Raw genomic sequence first — 21,207 nt, 5'->3', positions numbered from 1 at the left:
CACGGCACTATGCCGAGGCTTCGACGTGCTCCACGTCTTCGACCCGGGCCGGCGGCATCACCAGAGCGGCGACGATGGTCAGCGCGACGCACACGAGCACGGCCAGGAACACCGCTCCCGACGCGGCCGTCAGAACGGCCGGATCCTCTTCACCCCGTGCACTCGCGGCGAAGATGCCGTTCGCGATCGCGCCGAAGACCGCTACGCCCACGGCGCTGCCGATCGAGCGGGAGAACAGATTGGTGCCGGTCACGACGCCGCGCTCGTTCCACGGCACGCTCGACTGCGCGGCGATCAGACTCGGGGTGGCGACGAGGCCCAGCCCGAGGCCGACCAGGAAGCAACTGGCCGCGATGAGCACGACCTGCGGATCGGTGTAGCTGAGGAGCAGCGATACCGCACCGAGGACGGCGAAGCCCATGCCGATGAGAACGGTCGTGCGGAAGCCGAGGCGCAGGTAGAGCCTCCCGGAGAGCGAGGCGGAGATCGGCCAGCCGATCGTGAGGGCCGCCAGGGCCAGTCCCGCGAGCAGGGGGGATGCGCCTGTGACCCCCTCGAGGAAGGTCGGCACGTACGACGTGAGCCCGATGAGGATCGCCCCGACGCCGAGCGAGATCAGGGTCGTCGTGATCAGGAGTCGCCGGGAGAAGACCCACAGGGGGAGTATCGGTTCGGCTGCCCGCCGTTCCACAAGCACGAATGCGGTGAGCAGGGCGCCGCCTACGCCGAAGGCCGCGATGCTCGGAACAGAGTTCCACGCCCAGGCCTGTCCTCCCTCGAGAACGGCGAGGATCACGAGGCTGAGCCCGGCCGTCAGCAGCGCCGCGCCGGCGATGTCGAGCCGATGCGTGCGCGGCGTGATCTTCTCGTGGAACCGGGTCACGAGCATCCAGCCTGCAACCACGCACAGAGGGATGTTGACGAAGAAGATCCACCTCCACGACACGAACTCGGAGAACACCCCGCCGAGGGTCGGCCCCGCGACGGAGCTGATGGCCCACACGCTCGCCAGGTAGCCCTGCACCTTGGCGCGTTCGGCCACCGAGTAGATGTCGCCCGCGATGGTGACGGCCATGGGCTGCACGGCGCCGGCCCCCAGGCCCTGCACCGCCCTGAATGCGATCAGGGCGGGCAGACTCCAGGCGAAGCCGCAGAGGATGGAGCCCAGCAGGAAGAGGCCGACGCCAATCAGGATGATCGGCTTGCGGCCCACGGTGTCGGCGAGCTTCGCGTAGAGCGGCACCGACACGGCCTGTGCGAGCAGGTAGATGGAGAACAGCCAGGGGAACTGGGCGAATCCGCCGAGGTCGTCGACGATCGACGGCACGGCGGTTGCCAGGATCGTCGAGTCGATCGCCACGAGCCCCGTCGTGACCATGAGGGCGATGAGCACGGGGCCGCGCTTCGAACGGAAGCCGACACCGCTCGTGTCGACCGCCGTCATTCGGCGAGCAGTTCGCGAACGCGCGGGATGACCGCCGTTCCGTAGAGCTCGATGCACGTCATCAGTCGCTCGTGCGACAGGGGCCCCGCGCTGTACTTGAGGTCGAAGCGGCTCGCGTCGATCGCGCGCACGGTCGAGGCGATCTTCTGCGCGACGGTCTCCGGCGATCCCACGTACAGCGATCCGTGCGGACCCGCCTCACGGTCGAACTCCGACCGCGCCATGGGCGGCCATCCTCGGTCGGCGCCGATGCGGTCGCGCATCTTCTTGTACTCGGGCCAGAACTCCTGGCGAGCCTGCTCGTCGGTCGCGGCGACGTAGCCGGGGGAGTGCACGCCGATGGGAAGCTCCGGGCTCTCGAGCTGGGCGAGCGCGCGGCGGTACAAGTCGGCGTAGGGCGCGAACCGCACGGGGTCCCCGCCGATGATCGCGAGCATCAGGGGCAAGCCGTAGCGGGCCGCGCGCACGACGGACTCGGGGCTTCCTCCCACGCCGATCCAGGTCTTCAGGCTGCCCGACTCCGTCGTGGGGAAGACGCGCTGGTCGACGAGCGCGGGTCGCGTGCTTCCCTGCCAGGTCACGGGCTTCTCTGTCAGCAGGCGCGTGAAGATGTCGAGCTTCTCTTCGAAGAGTTCTTCGTACTGGCTGAGCTCGTAGCCGAACAGGGGGAACGACTCCGTGAACGATCCGCGGCCGAGGATGACCTCGGCCCGGCCATCGGATGCGGCGTCGAGGGTCGCGAAGCGCTGGAACACACGCACGGGGTCGTCGGAACTCAGAACGGTGACCGCAGAACCGAGCCGGATGCGCGACGTCTGTCCGGCGATGGCCGCAAGGGCGACATCCGGTGCCGAGATGGCGAAGTCGTCGCGATGGTGTTCACCCAGGCCGATGAAGTCCACGCCGACCTGGTCGGCGAGCACTCCCTCTGCGATCACGTCGCGGATGACCTGCGCATAGGAGCGGGGTGTGCCGTCCGGCCCCGCCGTCACGTCTCCGAACGTGTCCAGTCCGAACTCGACCTGCTGTGACATGGGATCCCCTCACGTAATGCAGCCGGAGCCGTGACCACGCTGCCGAACAGAGAAAGCCCCGAACAATCTTGCGATTGATCAGGGCTTCCGACGGGTGGGCGATACCGGACTCGAACCGATGACCTCTTCGGTGTGAACGAAGCGCGCTACCAACTGCGCCAATCGCCCGTCACGCGCCGCACGAAGCAGCGCGGAATGATCCTAGCCGACGCGACGGTCGCATCGCACATCGACGCTCCGATCCGCCTCGACACGCCCGGGCGTCGCGGTGCGGGGCTGGTGTGCGATCGGCGACAATACCGGGGACGAAAGCGGTTCGGATGCCGTTTGTGACGCCCCGTGGATGCGTCGGTTTGGCCAAGCCGCGATCTATCGGCTAGAGTCTTCAACGCACGCCGAAAAGCGAGCAAATGCGGATGTGGCGCAGTGGTAGCGCATAACCTTGCCAAGGTTAGGGTCGCGAGTTCGAATCTCGTCATCCGCTCGAGTGAGAAGATTCACGACATGCAGTTCCGGTGTCGTGTAGCTCAAATGAATGGTGGCGTGGCCGAGAGGCGAGGCAGCGGCCTGCAAAGCCGTCCACACGGGTTCAAATCCCGTCGCCACCTCCACTCATAAAGGTCTCTCTTCGAGACACGTCATTGACTCACCACCAATGGGCGATTGGCGCAGCGGTAGCGCGCTTCCCTGACACGGAAGAGGTCACTGGTTCGATCCCAGTATCGCCCACAGAACGACAAGCCCCCGGGAGACCGGGGGCTTTCGTCGTTAAGGCTGCCTGAGGGGCATGGGCCCTCTGGCGGGACATGGGCCGTCTGGAGCGACCTGTCTCGGCCCGGCACTACAGTGGATAGGTCGGTGACATAACGAGGAGCAGGACTGAACGTGGTTGACGGATTCGAACTCTTTCCGGACCGGTCGATCGTGGCCATGAGGGTGAACGGCGATCTGCGCGACCTCGCCACGACGGTCGATGCGGGCGACGATGTGCAGCCCGTCGCCATCGATTCTCCTGACGGCCTCGACATCCTGCGTCACTCGGCCGCCCACGTGCTCGCCCAGGCCGTGCAGACCATCAACCCCGAGGCGAAGCTCGGCATCGGTCCGCCCATCACCGACGGCTTCTACTACGACTTCGACGTGGCCGAGCCGTTCACTCCCGAGAACATCAAGGCCATCGAGAAGGCCATGGAGCGCATCATCCGTCAGGGTCAGCGCTTCACCCGCCGCGTGGTCACCGAAGACGAGGCCCGCGCCGAGATGGCCGGCGAGCCCTACAAGCTCGAGCTGATCGGCCTCAAGGGCGCTCCCGAAGAGGAGACGGCAGACGAATCCGTGGAGGTCGGGGGAGCCGAGCTCACCATCTACGACAACGTCGATCCCAAGACGGGGGAGACCCTGTGGAAGGACCTGTGCCGCGGTCCGCACCTGCCGTCGACCCGCCTCGTCGGCAACGGCTTCTCCATCACCCGCCTCGCGGCCGCGTACTGGCGCGGGTCCGAGAAGAACAAGCAGCTCCAGCGCATCTACGGAACCGCATGGCCGAGCAAAGACGAGCTGCGCGCCTACCAGGCGCGCCTCGAAGAAGCGGCGAAGCGCGACCACCGCAAGCTCGGCAACGAGCTCGACCTCTTCTCCTTCCCCGACGAGATCGGATCGGGCCTCGCCGTCTTCCACCCCAAGGGCGGCATCATCCGTCGTGAGATGGAGGACTACTCGCGTCGCAAGCACGAGGAGGAGGGGTACGACTTCGTCTACACCCCCCACATCACCAAGGCGCACCTCTTCGAGCAGTCCGGCCACCTCGGCTGGTACGCCGACGGCATGTTCCCCCCGATGCACCTCGACGAGGGCCGCAACGACGAGGGCGAGATCACTCGCCAGGGCGCCGACTACTACCTCAAGCCCATGAACTGCCCGATGCACATCCTCGTGTACCGCTCGTCTGGCCGCTCGTATCGAGACCTGCCCCTCCGCCTGTTCGAATTCGGCACCGTCTATCGCAACGAGAAGTCGGGCGTCGTTCACGGTCTGACCCGCGTGCGCGGTCTCACCATGGACGACGCGCACATCTTCACATCGCGCGAGAACATGAAAGAGGAGCTGACGAAGACCCTCAACTTCATCCTCGCGCTCCTCCGCGACTACGGGCTGACCGACTTCTACCTCGAGCTCTCCACCAAAGACCCGGAGAAGTACGTCGGAGACGACGACGTCTGGGAGGAGGCGACCGCGACCCTCGCCGAGGTCGCCGCCGAGTCCGGCCTCGAGCTGGTGCCCGATCCGGGCGGAGCCGCGTTCTACGGCCCCAAGATCTCGGTGCAGGCGCGCGACGCCATCGGCCGCACCTGGCAGATGTCGACCGTGCAGCTCGACTTCAACCTGCCCGAGCGATTCGAGCTGGAGTACACGGCGTCCGACGGCACCAAGCAGCGACCCGTCATGATCCACCGCGCCCTCTTCGGCTCGATCGAGCGCTTCTTCGGGGTGCTCACCGAGCACTACGCCGGTGCGTTCCCGGTCTGGCTCGCGCCGGTCCAGGTCGTGGGAATCCCGATCGCGGAACAGTACGAGGACTACCTCGCCGAGGTCGTCTCGACGCTCAAGAAGCAGGGCGTGCGCGCCGAGCTCGACGTGTCGGCCGACCGCATGCAGAAGAAGATCAGAAACCACACGCTCCAGAAGGTGCCTTTCCTGCTGATCGCAGGCGAGGAGGACAGGGCGCGCGGTTCTGTGAGCTTCAGGTTCCGCGACGGAACGCAGGAGAACGGCGTGCCGATCGCCGACGCCGTCGCGCGCATCCGCGCTGCCATCGACACCCGAGCGCAGGTCACCACCCAGGGACAGGCGTGATTCCCGCAGACCGCGAGTTTCCCGATGTTCCGGTCGAACGCTCGGGCTCCTTCGCCGCCGTTCCCGACGCCTACCAGCGCCTGTGGACCCCGCACCGCATGGTCTACATCGAGAACGGACCCGTATCCGGCGAGGAGAGCTGCCCGTTCTGCCGGGCCCCGCAGCTGAGCGATGAAGAGGCGCTGATCGTGCACCGCGGCGAGCACGCCTACGTTCTCCTCAACCTGTTCCCGTACAACAGCGGCCACCTCCTGGTCTGCCCGTATCGCCACGTCTCGCTCTACGACGACGCCACCGAGGCCGAGGTCATCGAGATCGCCTCGCTGACCCAGACGGCGATGAGGGTCGTTCGAGAGACGTCGCAGTGCCACGGCTTCAACATCGGCATGAACCAGGGCCGGGTCGCGGGCGCCGGCATCGCCGACCACCTGCACCAGCACATCGTGCCCCGATGGTCGCAGGACGCCAACTTCTTCCCGATCATCGCCCAGACCAAGGCACTGCCCCAGCTGCTCGGAGACGTTCGCTCGTCGATCGCAGCGGCTTGGCCCACGGCGGCCTAGACACACATGACCCCGAGTAGAATCGGGCCCGAGAGGACACCAATGAGCACCGTAGAGACACCTTCCCAGAATGGCCGTTCCGAGCACGGATCGAGCCGCGTCAAGCGCGGTCTCGCCGAGATGCTCAAGGGCGGCGTGATCATGGACGTCGTCAACGCCGAGCAGGCCAGGATCGCCGAAGAGGCGGGCGCCGTGGCCGTCATGGCCCTCGAGCGCGTTCCCGCCGACATCCGCTCGCAGGGCGGAGTGGCGCGCATGAGCGACCCCGACCTCATCGATGGCATCATCGGCGCCGTCTCCATCCCCGTCATGGCGAAGGCGCGCATCGGCCACTTCGTCGAGGCCCAGGTGCTCCAGGTGCTCGGCGTCGACTACATCGACGAGTCCGAGGTGCTGAGCCCCGCCGACTACGTGAACCACATCGACAAGTGGAAGTTCCAGGTTCCGTTCGTGTGCGGCGCCACCAACCTCGGAGAGGCCCTGCGCCGCATCAACGAGGGCGCGGCCATGATCCGCTCCAAGGGTGAGGCCGGCACGGGAGACGTGTCCGAGGCGACCAAGCACATCCGCAAGATCAAGTCGGAGATCGCCGCCCTGTCGTCGATGTCGAAAGACGAGCTCTACGTGGCCGCGAAGGAACTTCAGGCTCCCTACGACCTCGTCGTCGAGATCGCCGAGACGGGCACGCTCCCCGTGGTGCTGTTCACCGCCGGCGGCGTGGCCACCCCGGCCGACGCGGCCATGATGATGCAGCTCGGAGCCGACGGCGTGTTCGTGGGTTCGGGCGTCTTCAAGTCGGGCAACCCGGCAGAGCGCGCGGCCGCCATCGTCAAGGCGACCACCTTCTACGACGACCCCTCGGTCGTTGCCGAGGTGTCGCGCGGACTGGGCGAGGCGATGGTCGGCATCAACGTGGCAGACGTGCCGGCTCCCCACCGCCTCTCCGAGCGTGGCTGGTAGCCCCGGCGCCGTCCCGCGCGTCGGAGTCCTTGCCCTGCAGGGCGATTTTCGGGAGCACCTGAGCGTGCTTCGCTCGCTCGGGGCGGACGCCGTTCCGGTGCGTCGCCCCGAGGAGATCGCCGATCTCGACGGCCTGGTCATTCCCGGCGGCGAATCCAGCGTCATGGACAAGCTGTCCCGGGCCTTCGGGCTCGCGGAACCCTTGAAGTCGGCCATCGCCGCCGGTCTCCCCGTCTACGGCACGTGTGCCGGCCTCATCATGCTGGCCGACACCGTGCTCGACGCGATTGCCGGCCAGCAGACACTCGGCGGCCTGCCGATCTCGGTGAGGCGCAACGCGTTCGGCAACCAGATCGATTCCTTCGAGACCGACCTCGCGATCCCCGAGCTCGGAGATGCGACCGTGCACGCCGTCTTCATCCGCGCACCGGTTGTCGAAGCCGTCGAAGACGGCGTCACCGTGCTCGCGCAGCTCGACGACGGCCGCATCGTCGCGGTGGAGTCGCAGAACCTGCTCGGAACGGCCTTCCACCCCGAGGTCACAGGCGATACGAGATTCCACCAGTACTTCCTCCACAAGATTCGAGATCGCGTCCTGCCCCCTGTCGACTGAGCGCAGCAGCCGATTCGTCGCCAAGATGGACGCATGACGTACTACTCCGACTTCGCACGCCGACGAACGCTCCAGGTGCTGGCAGACTGCGCCGCCCTCCTCGGCATCGTCGGGTCCGTCGTGCTGGGCGTGACCCTGCACGGCGCGATCCTTGCTCTGCAGGAGGTGGGAACGCGCCTCGCGGACGCGGGCTCGAGCTTCGAATCGACCATGAGCGAGATCAGCGAACGGCTGGGCCAGGTTCCCTTGATCGGAACCGGGATCAGGGCTCCTTTCGACGAGGCATCCGGTGCCGGAGGCACACTGCAGGAGGTCGGTCTTGCGCAGCAGCAGGCCACGCAGCAGCTCGCCGTCGGGGTGGGCCTCGCCGTCTCCGTGATCCCGATTCTCGCCATCCTGCTGCTCTGGCTGATTCCCCGCATTCGCTTCGCACGCCGGGCCCGCTGGGCACTCGCCGCAGCGGCGACACCCGCCGGAATCGACCTGCTCGCATCGCGGGCGCTGGCCACGAGGCGCCTGCCCGACATCCTCAAGGCGCATCCGGATGCCGCGGGCGGGTGGCGTCGGCACGATCCGGATGCGGTGCGTGCGCTCGCCCGTCTCGAGCTGCGCGCGTGCGGCCTCCGACCCGACCGGACGGCGGTTCTCCGGGGCCAGGGCACGGCCCTCGCCTAGACTGGTCGTTGATTCAACGAGAGCACGCAGGGAGCAGAACAGTGTCCGGGCATTCCAAGTGGGCGACCACGAAGCACCAAAAGGCCGTCAAAGACCAGCGCCGAGCAAAGTCGTTCGCCAAGCTGATCAAGAACATCGAGGTGGCCGCCAAGATCGGCGGAGCCGATGTCAACGGCAACCCGACCCTCGTCGACGCCATCCAGAAGGCCAAGAAGACCTCGGTTCCGATCGACAACATCAACCGGGCCGTCAAGCGCGGGGCCGGGCTCACCGGCGAGTCCGTCGACTACCAGACCATCATGTACGAGGGCTACGGCCCGAACGGCGTCGCCCTGCTCATCGAGTGCCTCACCGAGAACCGCAACCGTGCGGCCGCCGAGGTGCGCACCGCCATGAGCCGTAACGGCGGAGCCATGGCCGACCCGGGAAGCGTGGCCTACAACTTCGCTCGCAAGGGAGTCATCGCCGTGCCTCACGCCGACGGCGTGACGGAGGACGACGTGCTCCTCGCGGTGCTCGACGCCGGCGCAGAGGAGGTCATCGATCACGGTGCGCAGTACGAGATCGTGACCGACCCGAGCGAGCTCGTCGCCAACAGGGAGGCGCTCCAGTCCGCCGGCATCGAGTACGACTCGGCCGACGTCGAATTCGTCGCCTCGCTCAAGGTCGAGGTCGACGCGGAGGGCGCGCGCAAGGTGTTCAAGCTCATCGACGCCCTCGAAGACAGCGACGACGTGCAGAACGTCTACAGCAATGTCGATCTCAGCGACGACGTGCGCGCCGAACTCGACACCGACGAGGAGTAGGACCCGCCCCGACGTGCGTGTACTCGGAATCGATCCAGGGCTCACACGCTGCGGCGTCGGGGTCGTCGACGTCACCGCGAACAGGGTCGCGACCCTGGTGGCGGTCACGGTCGTGCGCACCCCTCCGACGATGGACCTCGACCAGCGGCTGCTCGGCATAGCCCTCGGGCTCGATGAGCTGATCAGCGAGCACCGACCCGAGAGCATCGCCATCGAGCGGGTGTTCGCGCAGCACAACGTGAGCACGGTGATGGGCACGGCGCAGGTGAGCGGCATCGCACTCCTGGCGGCAGCACGGCACGGCATCCCCGTGAGCCTGCACACCCCGACCGAGGTCAAGGCCTCGATCACGGGCTACGGCCAGGCCGAGAAGAAGCAGGTCGGCACCATGGTCGCCAAGATCCTCGGACTCGCCGAGATCCCCAAACCTGCCGACGCGGCCGACGCCCTCGCCCTGGCGATCTGCCACGCCTGGCGTTCGCCCGCGACCTCCAGCGCACGGCCCGCGGCCGATGCGGCATCCGGTTCGGGAATGACCCGCGCGCAGCAGGCGTGGCGCGCCGCAGAGAAAGCGGCCGGGGCGCCCCGTAGGCTGGCACGGTGATTTCCGCCCTTCGAGGAACAGTTCTCCGCGTGAGCGGTTCGTCCGCCGTCATCGAGGTCGGCGGCGTGGGGTTCGACGTCACCCTCACGCCCGCGCACACCCTCTCTCTGCGAGTGGGGCACGAGGCATCCGTGGTGACGAGCCTGATCGTGCGCGAGGACTCGCTGTCGCTGTTCGGCTTCGTCGACCACGATTCGCTCGACCTCTTCATCCTTCTCACGGGCGTCACGGGCGTCGGACCGAAGTCCGCGATGGGCGTGCTCGCCGAGTTGTCGCCCGCGCAGATCGCCATCGCCGTCGCCCAGGAGGACGACGCCGTGTTCCGCAAGGTGTCGGGCATCGGGCCCAAGACCGCGAAGCTCATCGTGCTGTCGCTGGCAGGCAAGGTCGCGATTTACGCGGCCGCTCCGCCCGTCGCGAAGCACATCGAGACGACCGTGCGCGACGACGTGCTCGCGGCCCTGGTCGGTCTCGGATGGAACGAGAAGGCGGCCGAGGCCGGGCTGGATGCGGTGCTCCTGCACGCCGCAGACGACGAGGCCGCGTCGGTTCAGGCGCTCCTGCGACTCGCCCTCACCGAACTCGGCCCGCGCAACCCGGGAGGTGCACGATGACCCCCGCCGATCCAGCGCTGCCGCGCGATGCGAGCCCGATCGTGAACCCCGAACCGCTGTCGGAGGGCGAGATCGCCTTCGAGGGCGCGCTGCGACCCAAGAGCCTGGCGGAGTTCGTCGGGCAGGCGCGTGTACGCGGACAGCTCCAACTCCTCATCGAGGCCGCCGGCATCCAGAACAGAACGCCGGACCACATTCTGCTCGCCGGACCTCCCGGGCTCGGCAAGACCACCCTCGCCATGATCGTGGCCCACGAGAGCGACCGGCCGCTCCGGCTGACCAGCGGTCCCGCGATCCAGCACGCGGGCGACCTCGCCGCCGTGCTCTCTTCGCTCGTTCCCGGCGAAGTGCTCTTCGTCGATGAGATCCACCGCATGGCCCGCACGGCTGAAGAGATGCTGTACCTCGCGATGGAGGACTTCCGCATCGACATCATGGTCGGAAAGGGCGCGGGCGCCACATCGATCCCGCTCGACCTGGCGCCCTTCACCCTCGTCGGCGCCACGACCCGCTCCGGTCTGCTGCCGAACCCGCTGCGAGACCGGTTCGGCTTCACCGCGCACCTCGAGTTCTACTCGACGGAGGAGCTCGTGCATGTGCTCCGCCGCGCGGCCGCACTGATCGAGCTCTCGATCGACGAGGCGGCGCTGATCGAGATCGCGCAGCGCTCCCGCGGAACGCCGCGTATCGCGAACAGGCTGCTGCGCCGAGTGCGCGACTACGCCCTCGTGCACGGCGGGCGCGCGAGCACCACGGTCGTGGATGCGGCGCTCGAGCTCTACGACGTCGACGTCCTCGGCCTCGACCGGCTCGACCGGGCGGTCATGAACATCCTCATCACCCGCTTCAACGGAGGGCCGGTCGGCCTGAGCACCCTCGCCGTGTCGGTGGGGGAGGAGGCCGAGACCATCGAGAGCGTCGTCGAGCCGTTCCTCGTGCGGGTCGGCCTCATCACGCGCACACCGCGCGGTCGGGTGGCCACTCCGGCGGGCTGGCGGCACATGGGAATCGGGCGCCCGTCCGATTCCCTCTTCGACGATGACCTATAATTCACTGTGGCCCATAGGCCCGTCTTCAGGCGGCGTCACTAGTATGAAGCCCACAATCACCCCCCATTGCTGGAAGGCTCGACTTTTTCATGGCTTTTGATCCCCTAACCATTGGCATGCTGGCGGTACTGGCCATCCTCGTGTTCTTCATGTTCCGCAACAGCCGCAAGCGCCAGCGCGAGGCTGCAGAGCTGCAGCAGAAGGTCCAGGTCGGCGCCGACGTCATGACCAACTTCGGCGTCTTCGGAACGATCCTCGACATCGACGAAGAGAACAACAAGGTGCAGCTCGAGACGACTCCGGGAACCGTGCTGACGGTGCACCGCCAGGTAGTCACCCGTGTCATCGACGACCACGACACCGACAACGACGACTCCGACGACACGGTCGTCGCGACGACCGAGCCGGCCTTCGGCGAGCGAGTCGAAGAGACCCACGAGGTCGAGGCGTCCTCAGACTCGACTCCCACCACCCCCGGCACGACGCCGTCGAAGACCGACAAAGTCGACGAGTAACCTTCCTCCTCCCAACCCCTCGCGCACCAGAGACACCCGGTCGGTCACGGCCTCGGGCGTGCGCTAAAGAAAGCTGAGTTCGCCGGTGGCATCAACTCTTACCGCGGTCAAGCAGGCGTGGCGAACGCTCATCTGGCTCGTCGTGATCCTCGCAGTGCTTGCAGGAACCATAGCCGGAGGCGTGCTGCTGAACGCACCCGGCGCCAGCTGGGGCCTCAAGCTCGGACTCGACCTCGAGGGTGGAACGCAGATCATCCTGGCGCCGAAGCTCGAGAGCGGCCAGCAGGTCAGCGGCGAGCAGCTGTCTCAGGCCGTGTCGATCATCCGTCAGCGCGTCGACGCCTCGGGTGTCTCCGAGGCCGAGATCAGCACCCAGGGCGGCCAGAACATCGTCGTCTCGATTCCGGGAACGCCCGACCAGGACACGCTGAACCGCATCGAGTCGTCGGCGAAGCTGGAGTTCCGCCCGGTGCTCGTCGCCGACGCGGCCCCGACCGCCGCGGTCACTCCCACGGCGACGCCGGCAGAGGGCCTGTCCGACACTCCGACGGTGGCACCGACGAACGCGAGCGACCTGAACTGGGTGACGCCGGCCCTGCAGGACGAGTTCACGAACTTCAGCTGCGACTCCGACGGTGCACAGGATGCAGGACAGGCGCCGGCCGACAAGCCGCTGCTCGCCTGCGATGACACCGGCGCCGCCAAGTACATCCTCGGCCCGGTCGAGGTGACCGGTGAGATGATCGCCGACGCCACCAGCGGCGTCGCCACCACCCAGACCGGCGCCTCCACGGGCCAGTGGGTCGTCAACATCGTCTTCGACGGAGAAGGCACCGAGAAGTTCGCCGACGTCACGACGCGACTCAACGCCCTGACCGGTTCGCAGAACCAGTTCGCCATCGTGCTCGACGGCAAGGTCATCTCCGCTCCGACGACCAACGCCGTGATCACCGACGGTCGACCGCAGATCTCCGGGTCGTTCACCGAAGACACGGCCAAGTCGCTCGCCGACCAATTGAAGTTCGGCGCGCTGCCGATCGGATTCACCGTGCAGAGCAACGACTCCGTCTCCGCCACGCTCGGTTCCTCGCAGCTGCTCAGCGGTCTCATCGCCGGCCTCATCGGCCTCATCCTCGTGGTGATCTACTCGCTCTTCCAGTACCGCACCCTGGGTCTCGTCACCGTCGCCTCGCTCGTCGTCGCCGGAATCATGACCTACCTCGTGATCGCACTCATGTCATGGCGCATCGACTTCCGCCTCTCGCTCGCCGGCGTGGCAGGTCTGATCGTCGCCATCGGATTCACGGCCGACTCCTTCATCGTGTACTTCGAACGAATACGAGACGAACTCCGAGACGGCAAGGGGCTGGCCTCCGCCGTCGAGGCGGGATGGCGTCGTGCAAAGCGCACCATCTACGCCGCCAAGGCCGTCAACCTGCTGTCGGCAGTGGTGCTCTACGTGCTGGCCGTCGGCAACGTGCGCGGATTCGCGCTCACGCTCGGCGTCACCACCATCATCGACGTGCTCGTCGTCATCCTGTTCACGCACCCCGTGCTGCGCCTCCTCGCCACGACCAGGTTCTTCTCGAGCGGGCACAAGGCATCCGGTCTCGACCCGACCGCCCTGGGCGCCATCTACCGAGGCCGAGCGGAGTTCCGCAAGCCCGTCGAAGGCGCCGCCACGAAGAAGGCCGGCGCCGGACGAGAGGCCGCCATCCGGCAGACCATCGCCGAGCGCAAGGCCGCCCAGCTCACGGCTGAGAAGCCCGCCGATAGCAAGAAAGACGGGAAGGACTCCTGATGGCCAGTTTCGCGCAGTTCGGAAACGACCTCTACACGGGCAAGCGGTCCTTCGACTTCATCAAGCACCGCCGTATCTGGTACACGATCGCGATCGTGCTCATGATCGCGTCGGTCGCCATCCCCCTGATCAAGGGCGGATTCAACTTCGGCATCGAGTTCCGCGGCGGATCGCAGTTCGTCGTGAGCGAGGTGGCGAAGACCCCGCAGTCCGCGGCCGAGGAGGCCGTCGCATCCGTCGTGCCGCAGGCTGTGGCCCGCGTGTCGACCCTGGGCGCTTCGGGGCTGCGCGTTCAGACCGACCAGCTCACCACTGACGAGACCAACCAGGTGCGCACGGCACTGGCAGAGGCCTACAACGTGCCCGAGTCCGAGATCACCGCCTCGTTCATCGGCGCCTCGTGGGGCTCCGACGTGACCGGGCAGGCCATTCGAGGACTGGTCGTCTTCCTCATCCTCGCGGGTATCGCGATGGCCATCTACTTCCGCACGTGGAAGATGTCGGCCGCGGCCATGCTCGCGCTGCTGCACGACCTCGTGCTCACGGCCGGCGTCTATGCGGCGACCGGATTCGAGATCACCCCCGCCGCCGTCATCGGCTTCCTCACCATCCTCGGATACTCGCTCTACGACACGGTCGTGGTCTTCGACAAGGTGCGCGAGAACACGGCGAGGCTCGGCAAGGACTCGCACCTCACCTTCGGGGAGGCGGTCAACCTGGCGGTCAACCAGACTCTCGTGAGATCCATCAACACGGCGGTCGTGGCGGCCCTGCCGGTGGCAGCCATCCTCTTCATCGGCGCCTTCGTGCTCGGCGCAGACACCCTCCGCGACATCTCGCTCGCACTGCTCGTCGGAATTCTCGTCGGCACGTACTCGACGATCTTCGTCGCGGCGCCCCTCTACGCGCAGATGCGGGAGCGTGAGCCCAAGATCGCGAAGCAGAACGAGCGCACGTTGGCGGAACGCGCCCGCGCGTCGGCGGGCGGCCGTCCCACGGACGCCATCGTGGAGGGTCAGCCCACGGCGTAACCCGGCGGTCCTCGGCACGGTGCGGCACGGGGGATAATTGACAGCGGAGGCCTCACTATGACGGACAGCACGACGACGTCGAACGCCAGCCTGCGCCGCCTGGTTCCCCGCATCTTCTCGCGGGCCCAGCCGACCGGTGCAGTCGATGCGCTCATGCGCACCGTTCGACTGAATCACCCGAAGGCCGACCTCACCGTCATCGAGCGCGCCTACGCGGTGGCCGAGCGCGCCCACGACGGCCAGAAGAGGCGTAGCGGCGAGCCCTACATCACGCATCCGGTCGCCGTGGCGCAGATCCTGGCCGACCTGGGCATCGGGTCGAAGACGGTCGCGGCGGCGCTGCTGCACGACACCGTCGAAGACACGGAATACTCCCTCGACCAGCTGCGGGCGGACTTCGGCGACGAGGTCGCGATGCTCGTCGACGGCGTGACCAAGCTCGACAAGGTCAAGTACGGCGACAGCGCCCAGGCCGAGACCGTGCGCAAGATGATCGTCGCCATGTCGAGAGACATCCGGGTGCTGATCATCAAGCTTGCCGACCGCCTGCACAACGCGCGCACCTGGGGTTTCGTGCCGGCGGCATCCGCCGAACGCAAAGCCAAGGAGACCCTCGAGATCTATGCGCCCCTGGCGCACCGCCTCGGTATCCAGACCATCAAGTGGGAGCTCGAAGACCTGAGCTTCGCCGTGCTGTATCCGAAGCTCTACGTCGAGATCGAGAACCTGGTGCGCCAGCGCACTCCGCAGCGCGAGGCCTACGTTCAGCAGGTCATCGACTCGGTCAACGACGACCTCAAGAGTTCGAAGATCCGCGGCAAGGTCGTCGGCCGGCCCAAGCAGTACTACTCGATCTACCAGAAGATGATCCTGCGTGGTCGCGACTTCGACGAGATCTACGACCTCGTCGGAATCCGGGTGCTCGTCAACTCCCTTCGAGACTGCTACGCCGTCCTCGGATCGATCCATGCCCGGTGGAACCCGATTCCCGGTCGCTTCAAGGACTACATCGCGACGCCGAAGTTCAACCTCTACCAGTCGCTGCACACCACCGTCATCGGTCCAGACGGTCGCGCGGTGGAGATCCAGATCCGCACCCACGAGATGCACCGGCAGGCCGAGTACGGCGTCGCCGCGCACTGGAAGTACAAGGAGCGTGTGAACGGCGGTCGCACCACCCAGGTCGACCAGGGCGCCGACAACGACATGGCCTGGCTCGCGCGCATCTCCGACTGGCAGGCCGAGACGGTCGACCCCGGCGAGTTCCTCGACTCCCTGCGCTTCGAGATCGGTGCCAAAGAGGTCTACGTGTTCACTCCGAAGGGCAAGGTCATCGGCCTTCCCGCGGGCGCGACGCCAGTGGACTTCGCCTACGCGGTGCACACCGAGGTCGGTCACCGCACGATGGGCGCCAAGGTCAACGGGCGACTCGTCCCTCTCGAATCGACGCTGAACAGCGGCGACTCTGTCGAGGTCTTCACCTCGAAGAATCCCGATTCCGGTCCCAGCCAGGACTGGCTCGCCTTCGTGCAGAGCCCGCGCGCGCGCAACAAGATCCGCCAGTGGTTCACCAAGGAACGGCGCGACGAGGCGATCGAGCAGGGCAAGGACGCCATCGCCCGCGCGATGCGCAAGCAGAACCTGCCCCTCCAGAAGCTCATGAGCCAGGATTCGTTCGCAGAGGTCGCGTCGCAGATGCGGTACGACAGCGTCTCGGGCCTGTACGCGGCGATCGGTGAGGGCCACGTCTCTACCCAGTCGGTGATCGAGAAGGTGCTCGCCGGCCTGCAGAACGAGGCGATCAGCGAGGACTCCGACCTCGATGTCGTCGTGCACGGGCGCCGACGCAGCAAGCTCAGCGACTCGGGCGTGCTCGTCAGAGGTGCTCCCGACATCCTCGTGAAGCTCGCCAAGTGCTGCACTCCGGTTCCCGGCGACAAGATCGTCGGATTCGTGACACGCGGATCCGGCGTCTCGGTGCACCAGTCGGACTGCCACAACGTCGCCTCCCTGCTCAACGAGCCGGAGCGCATGATCGACGTGGAGTGGGCCCCCTCGTCGAAGAGCCTGTTCCTCGTTCAGATCCAGGTCGAGGCGCTCGATCGGTCGGGGCTGCTCTCCGACGTGACGCGGGTTCTCTCCGAGCACCACGTGAACATCCTCTCAGCCACCGTCAACACCTCGTCCGATCGTCTCGCCATCAGCCGCTTCGTCTTCGAGATGGGCGACACCACGCACCTCGATCGGGTGCTGAATGCCGTGCGTCGCATCGACGCCGTCTACGACGTGTACAGGGTCAGCGACGGCTGACGCCGTACAGGGTCAGCGACGGCTGACCACACCGCGAATCGATGATTCGTCGGCCCATCCGCCCGTCGCCTCCGTCATAAGGGCGTCGGTGATGCGGCGTAGCGCGAGCGCCTTGTGGGGCAGGTTTCGTGCACGGTCGAGGTAATCGCGGCACTCGGGCAGCCCGGACGTCGAGAGCAGTCGCGCGACGACGGGGGAGTCTCGAGCGGAGTCGAAACCTCGATCTCGCGCGAGATCGACGGCCGTGCGCAGTTCAGTCGTGACCTCGATGCCGGCGATGGTCGTCGTGTCTCCCCGCCGCAGCACCACCTCGCGAACGGTCGTGAGGTCATGCGAGGCGCGGGAACGGTGCTCGTAGCGCACAGCCACGGTGTGGATGCGAGGAGCACGCCGCAGCGCGCCGTGCACCCAGGCGGCGCTCCGGCGCTCGACGATCATGCGGTGGCCGAGCACGGGCTGCACGGCCAGTGCGCGCACCGCCGGGGTCTGCGGCAGGTCGGCGAACACGAAGGCCGACGACGACAGGGGCACGAGTTCGCCGTCGCGACAGGCCGCCCAGAGCTCGCTCAGCGGGAGATCGGCTTCGGTCAGAACGGGTTGGAGTCGCGTCATGGCTCCACTGTGACGGCTCGTCGGACACCGCTCCCGCAGCGAGCGAAATCTGTGGAGAACTCGCGATCAGCGCCGTGCGGCCGGGTCAGCCGAGGGCGTCGAGCCAGACCTTGCGGGCATCGAGGGACTCCTGGAGCTCCTTCGCCTTGCGGGTGTCTCCCGCGGCCTGGGCCTCAGTGATCTCCGTCTGGAGCTTCTCGATCGCGTCGTGAAGCTGTCCGGCAAGACCCTCTGCTCGAGCCTTCTTCTCCGGGTTGTTCTTCTGCCAGAAGTCCTCGTCGAGTTTGCGAACGGCGGCCTCGACCTTGCGCAGCCGATCCTCGATCGGCTTGACCTGGTCGCGCGGCACCTTGCCGATCTCGTCCCAACGACGCTGGATGCCGGTGAGCTTCTCTTTCGCCCGCGTACGGTCGGTCTCCGTGAGAAGGGGCTCCGCCTCGGTCAGCAGTTCGAGCTTGAGCTGCAGGTTGCCGGCGAATTCCTCGTCGTCTTTCGCGACGATCTCGCTGCGCGCCCCGTAGAGAACGTCTCCGGCAGCCTTGAACTTCTCCCACAGGGAGTCGTCGTAGCGCTTGCCGGCCCGGCCCGCCTTCTTCCATTCGTCGAGCAGGTCGCGGTAGGCGTTGACGCCGTCGGCGCCCTTCTCGGCCAGGGCCTCGGCCGCGACGACGAGCTGCTGCTTCTTCGTTCGTGCGTCGCGATGCGCGTTGTCGAGCTCGGAGAAGAACGCTTTGCGGTGCTGCTCGATGATCGTGCGAGCGTCGCGGAATCGCTTCCACAGCTCGTTCGCCTCGGCGCGCGGAAGGCGGGGACCCTCCTGCTGATGCTTCTGCCACCGGGAGAAGAGGGAGTCGAGCGTGCTGGTCACCTGTTTCCACTGCGCCTTCGCAGGGTCTTCGGCGGCCAGGGCCTCGATCTCGGTCACGATGGCGGTGCGATACTCCACGGCCTCGGCCAGTTGCGCCTTCGCCTCGGCGGACTGCTGCTCGTTCAGGGCTCCGAGAGTCTCCGTGAGGGCAGCAAGGCGCGTGGAGAGGGCCTCGAGGTTGCCCAGCGCGTTCGCGCTCGACACGGCCTCGCTGAGGGCCTTGACGGCCTTGCCGATGTCGGCGGCCGAAGCGCCTCGTTTGGCGCGCTGCTCGAGCAGGGTCACCTGCCCCGCCAGATCGGTGTATTTGCGTTCGAAGTACCCGAGGGCCTCCTCGGCCGTGCCATCGGGATACTGCCCGATCACACGCTCGCCGGACGCTTCGCGGAGATAGACCGTTCCGGTCTCATCTACGCGTCCAAATGGATGCTCAGCACTACTGGTCACGAAAATCACCCTGTCGACGTTGTTCGGAATGCGCGATTGAAGCCTATTGCACGAGGGCAGGAGGTTACTGAACCGCGATAGAGCCGATGGTAACGGGAATCGCCGGCTTGCCGTCGGCCGATCCGTCGGCGGTGCCCGCGGCGACGACCCCGGCCTTCAGCTCGTCGAGCCCGCTGGTCACGGTGCCGAGCACCGTGTAGCCGCCCGCCGTGTCCGACCCGATGGTGGTGTCCTCGTAGACGATGAAGAACTGGCTGCCCATGCTCGAGCCGTTCTCGCTCTGGCGCGCCATCGCGATGGTTCCCGCCGGGTAGACGTCGCCCTCCGGCGCGTTCTCGATGGGCCCGAAGCTGTAGCCGGGGCCTCCCGAGCCGTCGCCGTTCGGGTCGCCGCACTGGAGCACGCCGAAGCCGGGGGAGGTGGTGAGCCTGTGGCACGTGAGCCCGTTGTAGAAGCCCTTCTGGGCGAGGGTCACGAAGTTCGCGACCCCCTGCGGGGCCGCCGCACCGTCGAGCGAGATGCCCACGGGAATGTCGTTGATCGTCATGTCACCCGTCCAGGTGCGGCCTTCTGCCGCGGCGGGGTCGGGCACGTCGGCCGAATTGGGCGTCGAGGTCGGCGCGGGCGTGTCGGTGGGCGACGCTGTCGAGCTCGGCGTCGGCGTCGGGGTTCCGGGACCGCCGGAGAAGTAGAAGACCTGCACGACGACGGCCGCGGCGATCACGAGGAGCGCCACGATCACCGCAAGGATGTTGTCGCGTCGGCGCCGTGCGATCTTCGAGGCGTGCATGGTCTGGCGCGCCTGGTAGTCGCGCAGACGCTGACGTGCAGCGCGGGCCTCTCGGTCCTGGTTCCTCGGTGCCACGGATCCTCCATCGCCCGATCGCTCGGGCGAACACTCTTCTTCGGGTACGGTCTGCTCGCGCCCTGTGCGCGAATCCCTCCTGAACTTTACGGGCCACGGGGCCTCCTTCCCAACCCGGCGTTCCCGGGGCCGGTGTCGGATGCTGCCGGTAGCCTTGGAGGATGGTCTCCTCCCAGCCGGGTCTGCACAGCGGATCGGTACCCCTCGCCGTGCGCATGCGGCCCCGCTCGCTCGACGAGGTGGCCGGCCAGAAGCACCTTCTGAGGCCCGGATCGCCGCTGGTCAATCTGGCCTCCGACACCGAGGGCACGCAGGGCTCCGTGTCCGTCATCCTCTGGGGCCCGCCCGGCACGGGCAAGACCACCCTCGCCCAGGCGATCGCACACAGCTCCGGCCGCAAGTTCGTCGAGCTCTCCGCCGTCACCGCCGGCGTCAAAGACGTGCGCCAGGTCATGGAGGAGGCGTTCCGCAGCCGCGACCTCTACGGGCTCTCGACCGTGCTCTTCCTCGACGAGATCCACCGCTTCACCAAGGCCCAGCAAGACGCTCTTCTTCCGGGCGTCGAGAACGGCTGGGTCATCCTCGTCGCCGCGACGACCGAGAATCCCTCGTTCTCCGTCATCTCCCCACTGTTGTCGAGGTCGCTTCTGCTGACGCTCGAACAGCTCAGCGACGACGATCTCGGCATCGTCGTCGACCGGGCCGTGTCGGATGCCCGGGGGCTCGACGATCGCGTGCGTCTCGACCCCGACGCCCGATCCGCCATCGTGCGGCTCGCATCCGGCGATGCACGCCGAGCGCTCACCGCCCTCGAGGCCTCGGCGGGCTCCATCCTTGCCTCGACCGTTCCGTCGGGGTCCGACGACCCGGAGTCGGCGACCGCAGAGGCGCCCCTCATCACCGAGGAGACCGTGGCGCAGGCCGTCGACCGGGCGCTACTGCGCTACGACCGCAACGGCGACGAGCACTACGACGTGATCAGCGCCTTCATCAAGTCGATCAGGGGCTCCGACGTCGACGCATCGGTGCACTACCTGGCTCGCATGATCGAGGCGGGCGAAGACCCGCGTTTCATCTGCCGACGTCTCATCGTGTCGGCATCCGAAGACATCGGCATGGCCGACCCGCAGGCCCTCGTGGTTGCCGTCGCCGCGGCCGACGCGGTTCAATTCATCGGAATGCCCGAGGGGCGCATCCCGCTCGCCGAGGCCACCGTGTACCTCGCCACCGCCCCCAAGTCGAACGCGTCGTACCTCGCGATCGACCAGGCCATCGGCGACATCCGGGCCGGCAAGTTCGGGCGCGTGCCGAAACACCTGCGCGACGCCCACTATCCCGGCGCCAAGAGGCTCGGCCACGGCAAAGGCTACAAGTACCCGCACGACGACGACAGGGGAGTCCTCGGCCAGCAGTACCTGCCCGACGAGCTCGGCCGCACCGAGTACTACCGCCCCACGGAGCACGGCAACGAGCGCGACGTGTCTGCGCGGCTCGCCAAGCTCCGGCAGATCACACGCGGCCGTTAGACGCCCGGCGCCCCACG

At 67.2% G+C, this 21,207-nt stretch carries 19 protein-coding genes and 4 tRNA genes; 17 read left to right on the top strand and 6 right to left on the bottom strand.

The annotated features are described in order from the left end of the window. Positions 1-7: 7 nt before the first annotated feature. From ASF51_RS10310 to ASF51_RS10300, 3 genes are all read right to left on the bottom strand, one after another. The gene (locus tag ASF51_RS10310) at positions 8-1,444 is read right to left on the bottom strand and encodes an MFS transporter (protein ID WP_055928909.1); all 1,437 of its coding nucleotides are present in this window, start codon (positions 1,442-1,444) and stop codon (positions 8-10) included. Further along, complete coding sequence (locus ASF51_RS10305) at positions 1,441-2,478, bottom strand: LLM class flavin-dependent oxidoreductase (RefSeq protein ID WP_055928906.1); 1,038 nt, start codon at positions 2,476-2,478, stop codon at positions 1,441-1,443. Before ASF51_RS10305 ends, ASF51_RS10310 begins: the two co-directional genes overlap by 4 nt. 95 nt (positions 2,479-2,573) lie before the next feature. After that, positions 2,574-2,646, bottom strand: a tRNA-Val gene (locus ASF51_RS10300). 244 nt (positions 2,647-2,890) lie between these two features. Here ASF51_RS10300 and ASF51_RS10295 point away from each other — a divergent pair. The 16 genes from ASF51_RS10295 (at position 2,891) to ASF51_RS10220 (ending at position 16,872) form a co-directional block, all read left to right on the top strand. After that, positions 2,891-2,962 (top strand) — tRNA-Gly (locus ASF51_RS10295). A 53-nt stretch (positions 2,963-3,015) separates the two neighbouring features. Then, a tRNA-Cys gene (locus tag ASF51_RS10290) sits at positions 3,016-3,089 on the top strand. A 46-nt stretch (positions 3,090-3,135) separates the two neighbouring features. Then, positions 3,136-3,207 (top strand) — tRNA-Val (locus ASF51_RS10285). Between the two features lie 201 nt (positions 3,208-3,408). After that, a complete protein-coding gene (thrS, locus tag ASF51_RS10280; RefSeq protein WP_235497246.1) occupies positions 3,409-5,331 on the top strand; it encodes a threonine--tRNA ligase in 1,923 nt (640 codons plus the stop codon). Further along, positions 5,331-5,894 carry an HIT domain-containing protein gene (locus ASF51_RS10275; RefSeq protein ID WP_055930711.1) on the top strand — a complete coding sequence of 188 codons (564 nt, stop codon included), beginning with the start codon at positions 5,331-5,333 and terminating at the stop codon, positions 5,892-5,894. The genes thrS and ASF51_RS10275 overlap by 1 nt, the downstream gene beginning before the upstream one ends. Positions 5,895-5,936: 42 nt before the next feature. Continuing rightward, entirely contained in the window at positions 5,937-6,854 is a 918-nt protein-coding gene (gene pdxS, locus ASF51_RS10270) for a pyridoxal 5'-phosphate synthase lyase subunit PdxS (protein ID WP_055928900.1), read from the top strand. Then, the gene (pdxT, locus tag ASF51_RS10265) at positions 6,844-7,467 is read left to right on the top strand and encodes a pyridoxal 5'-phosphate synthase glutaminase subunit PdxT (protein ID WP_055928897.1); all 624 of its coding nucleotides are present in this window, start codon (positions 6,844-6,846) and stop codon (positions 7,465-7,467) included. The genes pdxS and pdxT overlap by 11 nt, the downstream gene beginning before the upstream one ends. A gap of 33 nt (positions 7,468-7,500) precedes the next feature. Further along, the gene (locus ASF51_RS10260) at positions 7,501-8,142 is read left to right on the top strand and encodes a hypothetical protein (RefSeq protein WP_055928894.1); all 642 of its coding nucleotides are present in this window, start codon (positions 7,501-7,503) and stop codon (positions 8,140-8,142) included. 41 nt (positions 8,143-8,183) lie between these two features. After that, on the top strand, positions 8,184-8,948 hold the full coding sequence (locus tag ASF51_RS10255) for a YebC/PmpR family DNA-binding transcriptional regulator (RefSeq protein WP_055928891.1): 765 nt from the start codon (positions 8,184-8,186) through the stop codon (positions 8,946-8,948). Between the two features lie 13 nt (positions 8,949-8,961). Then, complete coding sequence (gene ruvC, locus ASF51_RS10250) at positions 8,962-9,552, top strand: crossover junction endodeoxyribonuclease RuvC (protein ID WP_055928888.1); 591 nt, start codon at positions 8,962-8,964, stop codon at positions 9,550-9,552. Beyond that, on the top strand, positions 9,549-10,166 hold the full coding sequence (gene ruvA / locus ASF51_RS10245; protein WP_055928885.1) for a Holliday junction branch migration protein RuvA: 618 nt from the start codon (positions 9,549-9,551) through the stop codon (positions 10,164-10,166). The genes ruvC and ruvA overlap by 4 nt, the downstream gene beginning before the upstream one ends. Further along, positions 10,163-11,215, top strand: a complete 1,053-nt coding sequence (gene ruvB / locus ASF51_RS10240; protein ID WP_055928883.1) for a Holliday junction branch migration DNA helicase RuvB — start codon at positions 10,163-10,165, stop codon at positions 11,213-11,215. The genes ruvA and ruvB overlap by 4 nt, the downstream gene beginning before the upstream one ends. Positions 11,216-11,331: 116 nt before the next feature. Beyond that, positions 11,332-11,730 (top strand): preprotein translocase subunit YajC, encoded by a 399-nt coding sequence (gene yajC, locus ASF51_RS10235; RefSeq protein ID WP_055928881.1) that lies wholly within the window; start codon positions 11,332-11,334, stop codon positions 11,728-11,730. An 85-nt stretch (positions 11,731-11,815) separates the two neighbouring features. Further along, a complete protein-coding gene (gene secD, locus ASF51_RS10230; protein WP_055928877.1) occupies positions 11,816-13,531 on the top strand; it encodes a protein translocase subunit SecD in 1,716 nt (571 codons plus the stop codon). Next, on the top strand, positions 13,531-14,562 hold the full coding sequence (gene secF / locus ASF51_RS10225) for a protein translocase subunit SecF (RefSeq protein ID WP_055928874.1): 1,032 nt from the start codon (positions 13,531-13,533) through the stop codon (positions 14,560-14,562). The genes secD and secF overlap by 1 nt, the downstream gene beginning before the upstream one ends. Before the next feature lie 57 nt (positions 14,563-14,619). Next, complete coding sequence (locus ASF51_RS10220; protein ID WP_055928871.1) at positions 14,620-16,872, top strand: bifunctional (p)ppGpp synthetase/guanosine-3',5'-bis(diphosphate) 3'-pyrophosphohydrolase; 2,253 nt, start codon at positions 14,620-14,622, stop codon at positions 16,870-16,872. A 12-nt stretch (positions 16,873-16,884) separates the two neighbouring features. Here the strand turns inward: ASF51_RS10220 and ASF51_RS10215 are convergent, their stop codons facing one another. The 3 genes from ASF51_RS10215 to ASF51_RS10205 all read right to left on the bottom strand — a co-directional run bounded on the left by ASF51_RS10215 (position 16,885) and on the right by ASF51_RS10205 (position 19,664). Beyond that, positions 16,885-17,484 carry a hypothetical protein gene (locus tag ASF51_RS10215; RefSeq protein WP_055928868.1) on the bottom strand — a complete coding sequence of 200 codons (600 nt, stop codon included), beginning with the start codon at positions 17,482-17,484 and terminating at the stop codon, positions 16,885-16,887. Positions 17,485-17,569: 85 nt separating this feature from the next. After that, positions 17,570-18,799 carry a DUF349 domain-containing protein gene (locus tag ASF51_RS10210; protein WP_055930708.1) on the bottom strand — a complete coding sequence of 410 codons (1,230 nt, stop codon included), beginning with the start codon at positions 18,797-18,799 and terminating at the stop codon, positions 17,570-17,572. Positions 18,800-18,863: 64 nt separating this feature from the next. Then, complete coding sequence (locus tag ASF51_RS10205; protein WP_055928865.1) at positions 18,864-19,664, bottom strand: peptidylprolyl isomerase; 801 nt, start codon at positions 19,662-19,664, stop codon at positions 18,864-18,866. A 161-nt stretch (positions 19,665-19,825) separates the two neighbouring features. Here ASF51_RS10205 and ASF51_RS10200 point away from each other — a divergent pair, with 161 nt between their 5' ends. Continuing rightward, on the top strand, positions 19,826-21,190 hold the full coding sequence (locus ASF51_RS10200; protein WP_082479725.1) for a replication-associated recombination protein A: 1,365 nt from the start codon (positions 19,826-19,828) through the stop codon (positions 21,188-21,190). Positions 21,191-21,207 lie beyond the last annotated feature (17 nt).

The organism is Agreia sp. Leaf283 (assembly GCF_001422485.1).
GTDB lineage: Bacteria > Actinomycetota > Actinomycetes > Actinomycetales > Microbacteriaceae > Agreia.
The sequence above is the reverse complement of the archived record's forward strand: the minus strand, read 5'-3'. Positions and strand labels throughout refer to the sequence as shown.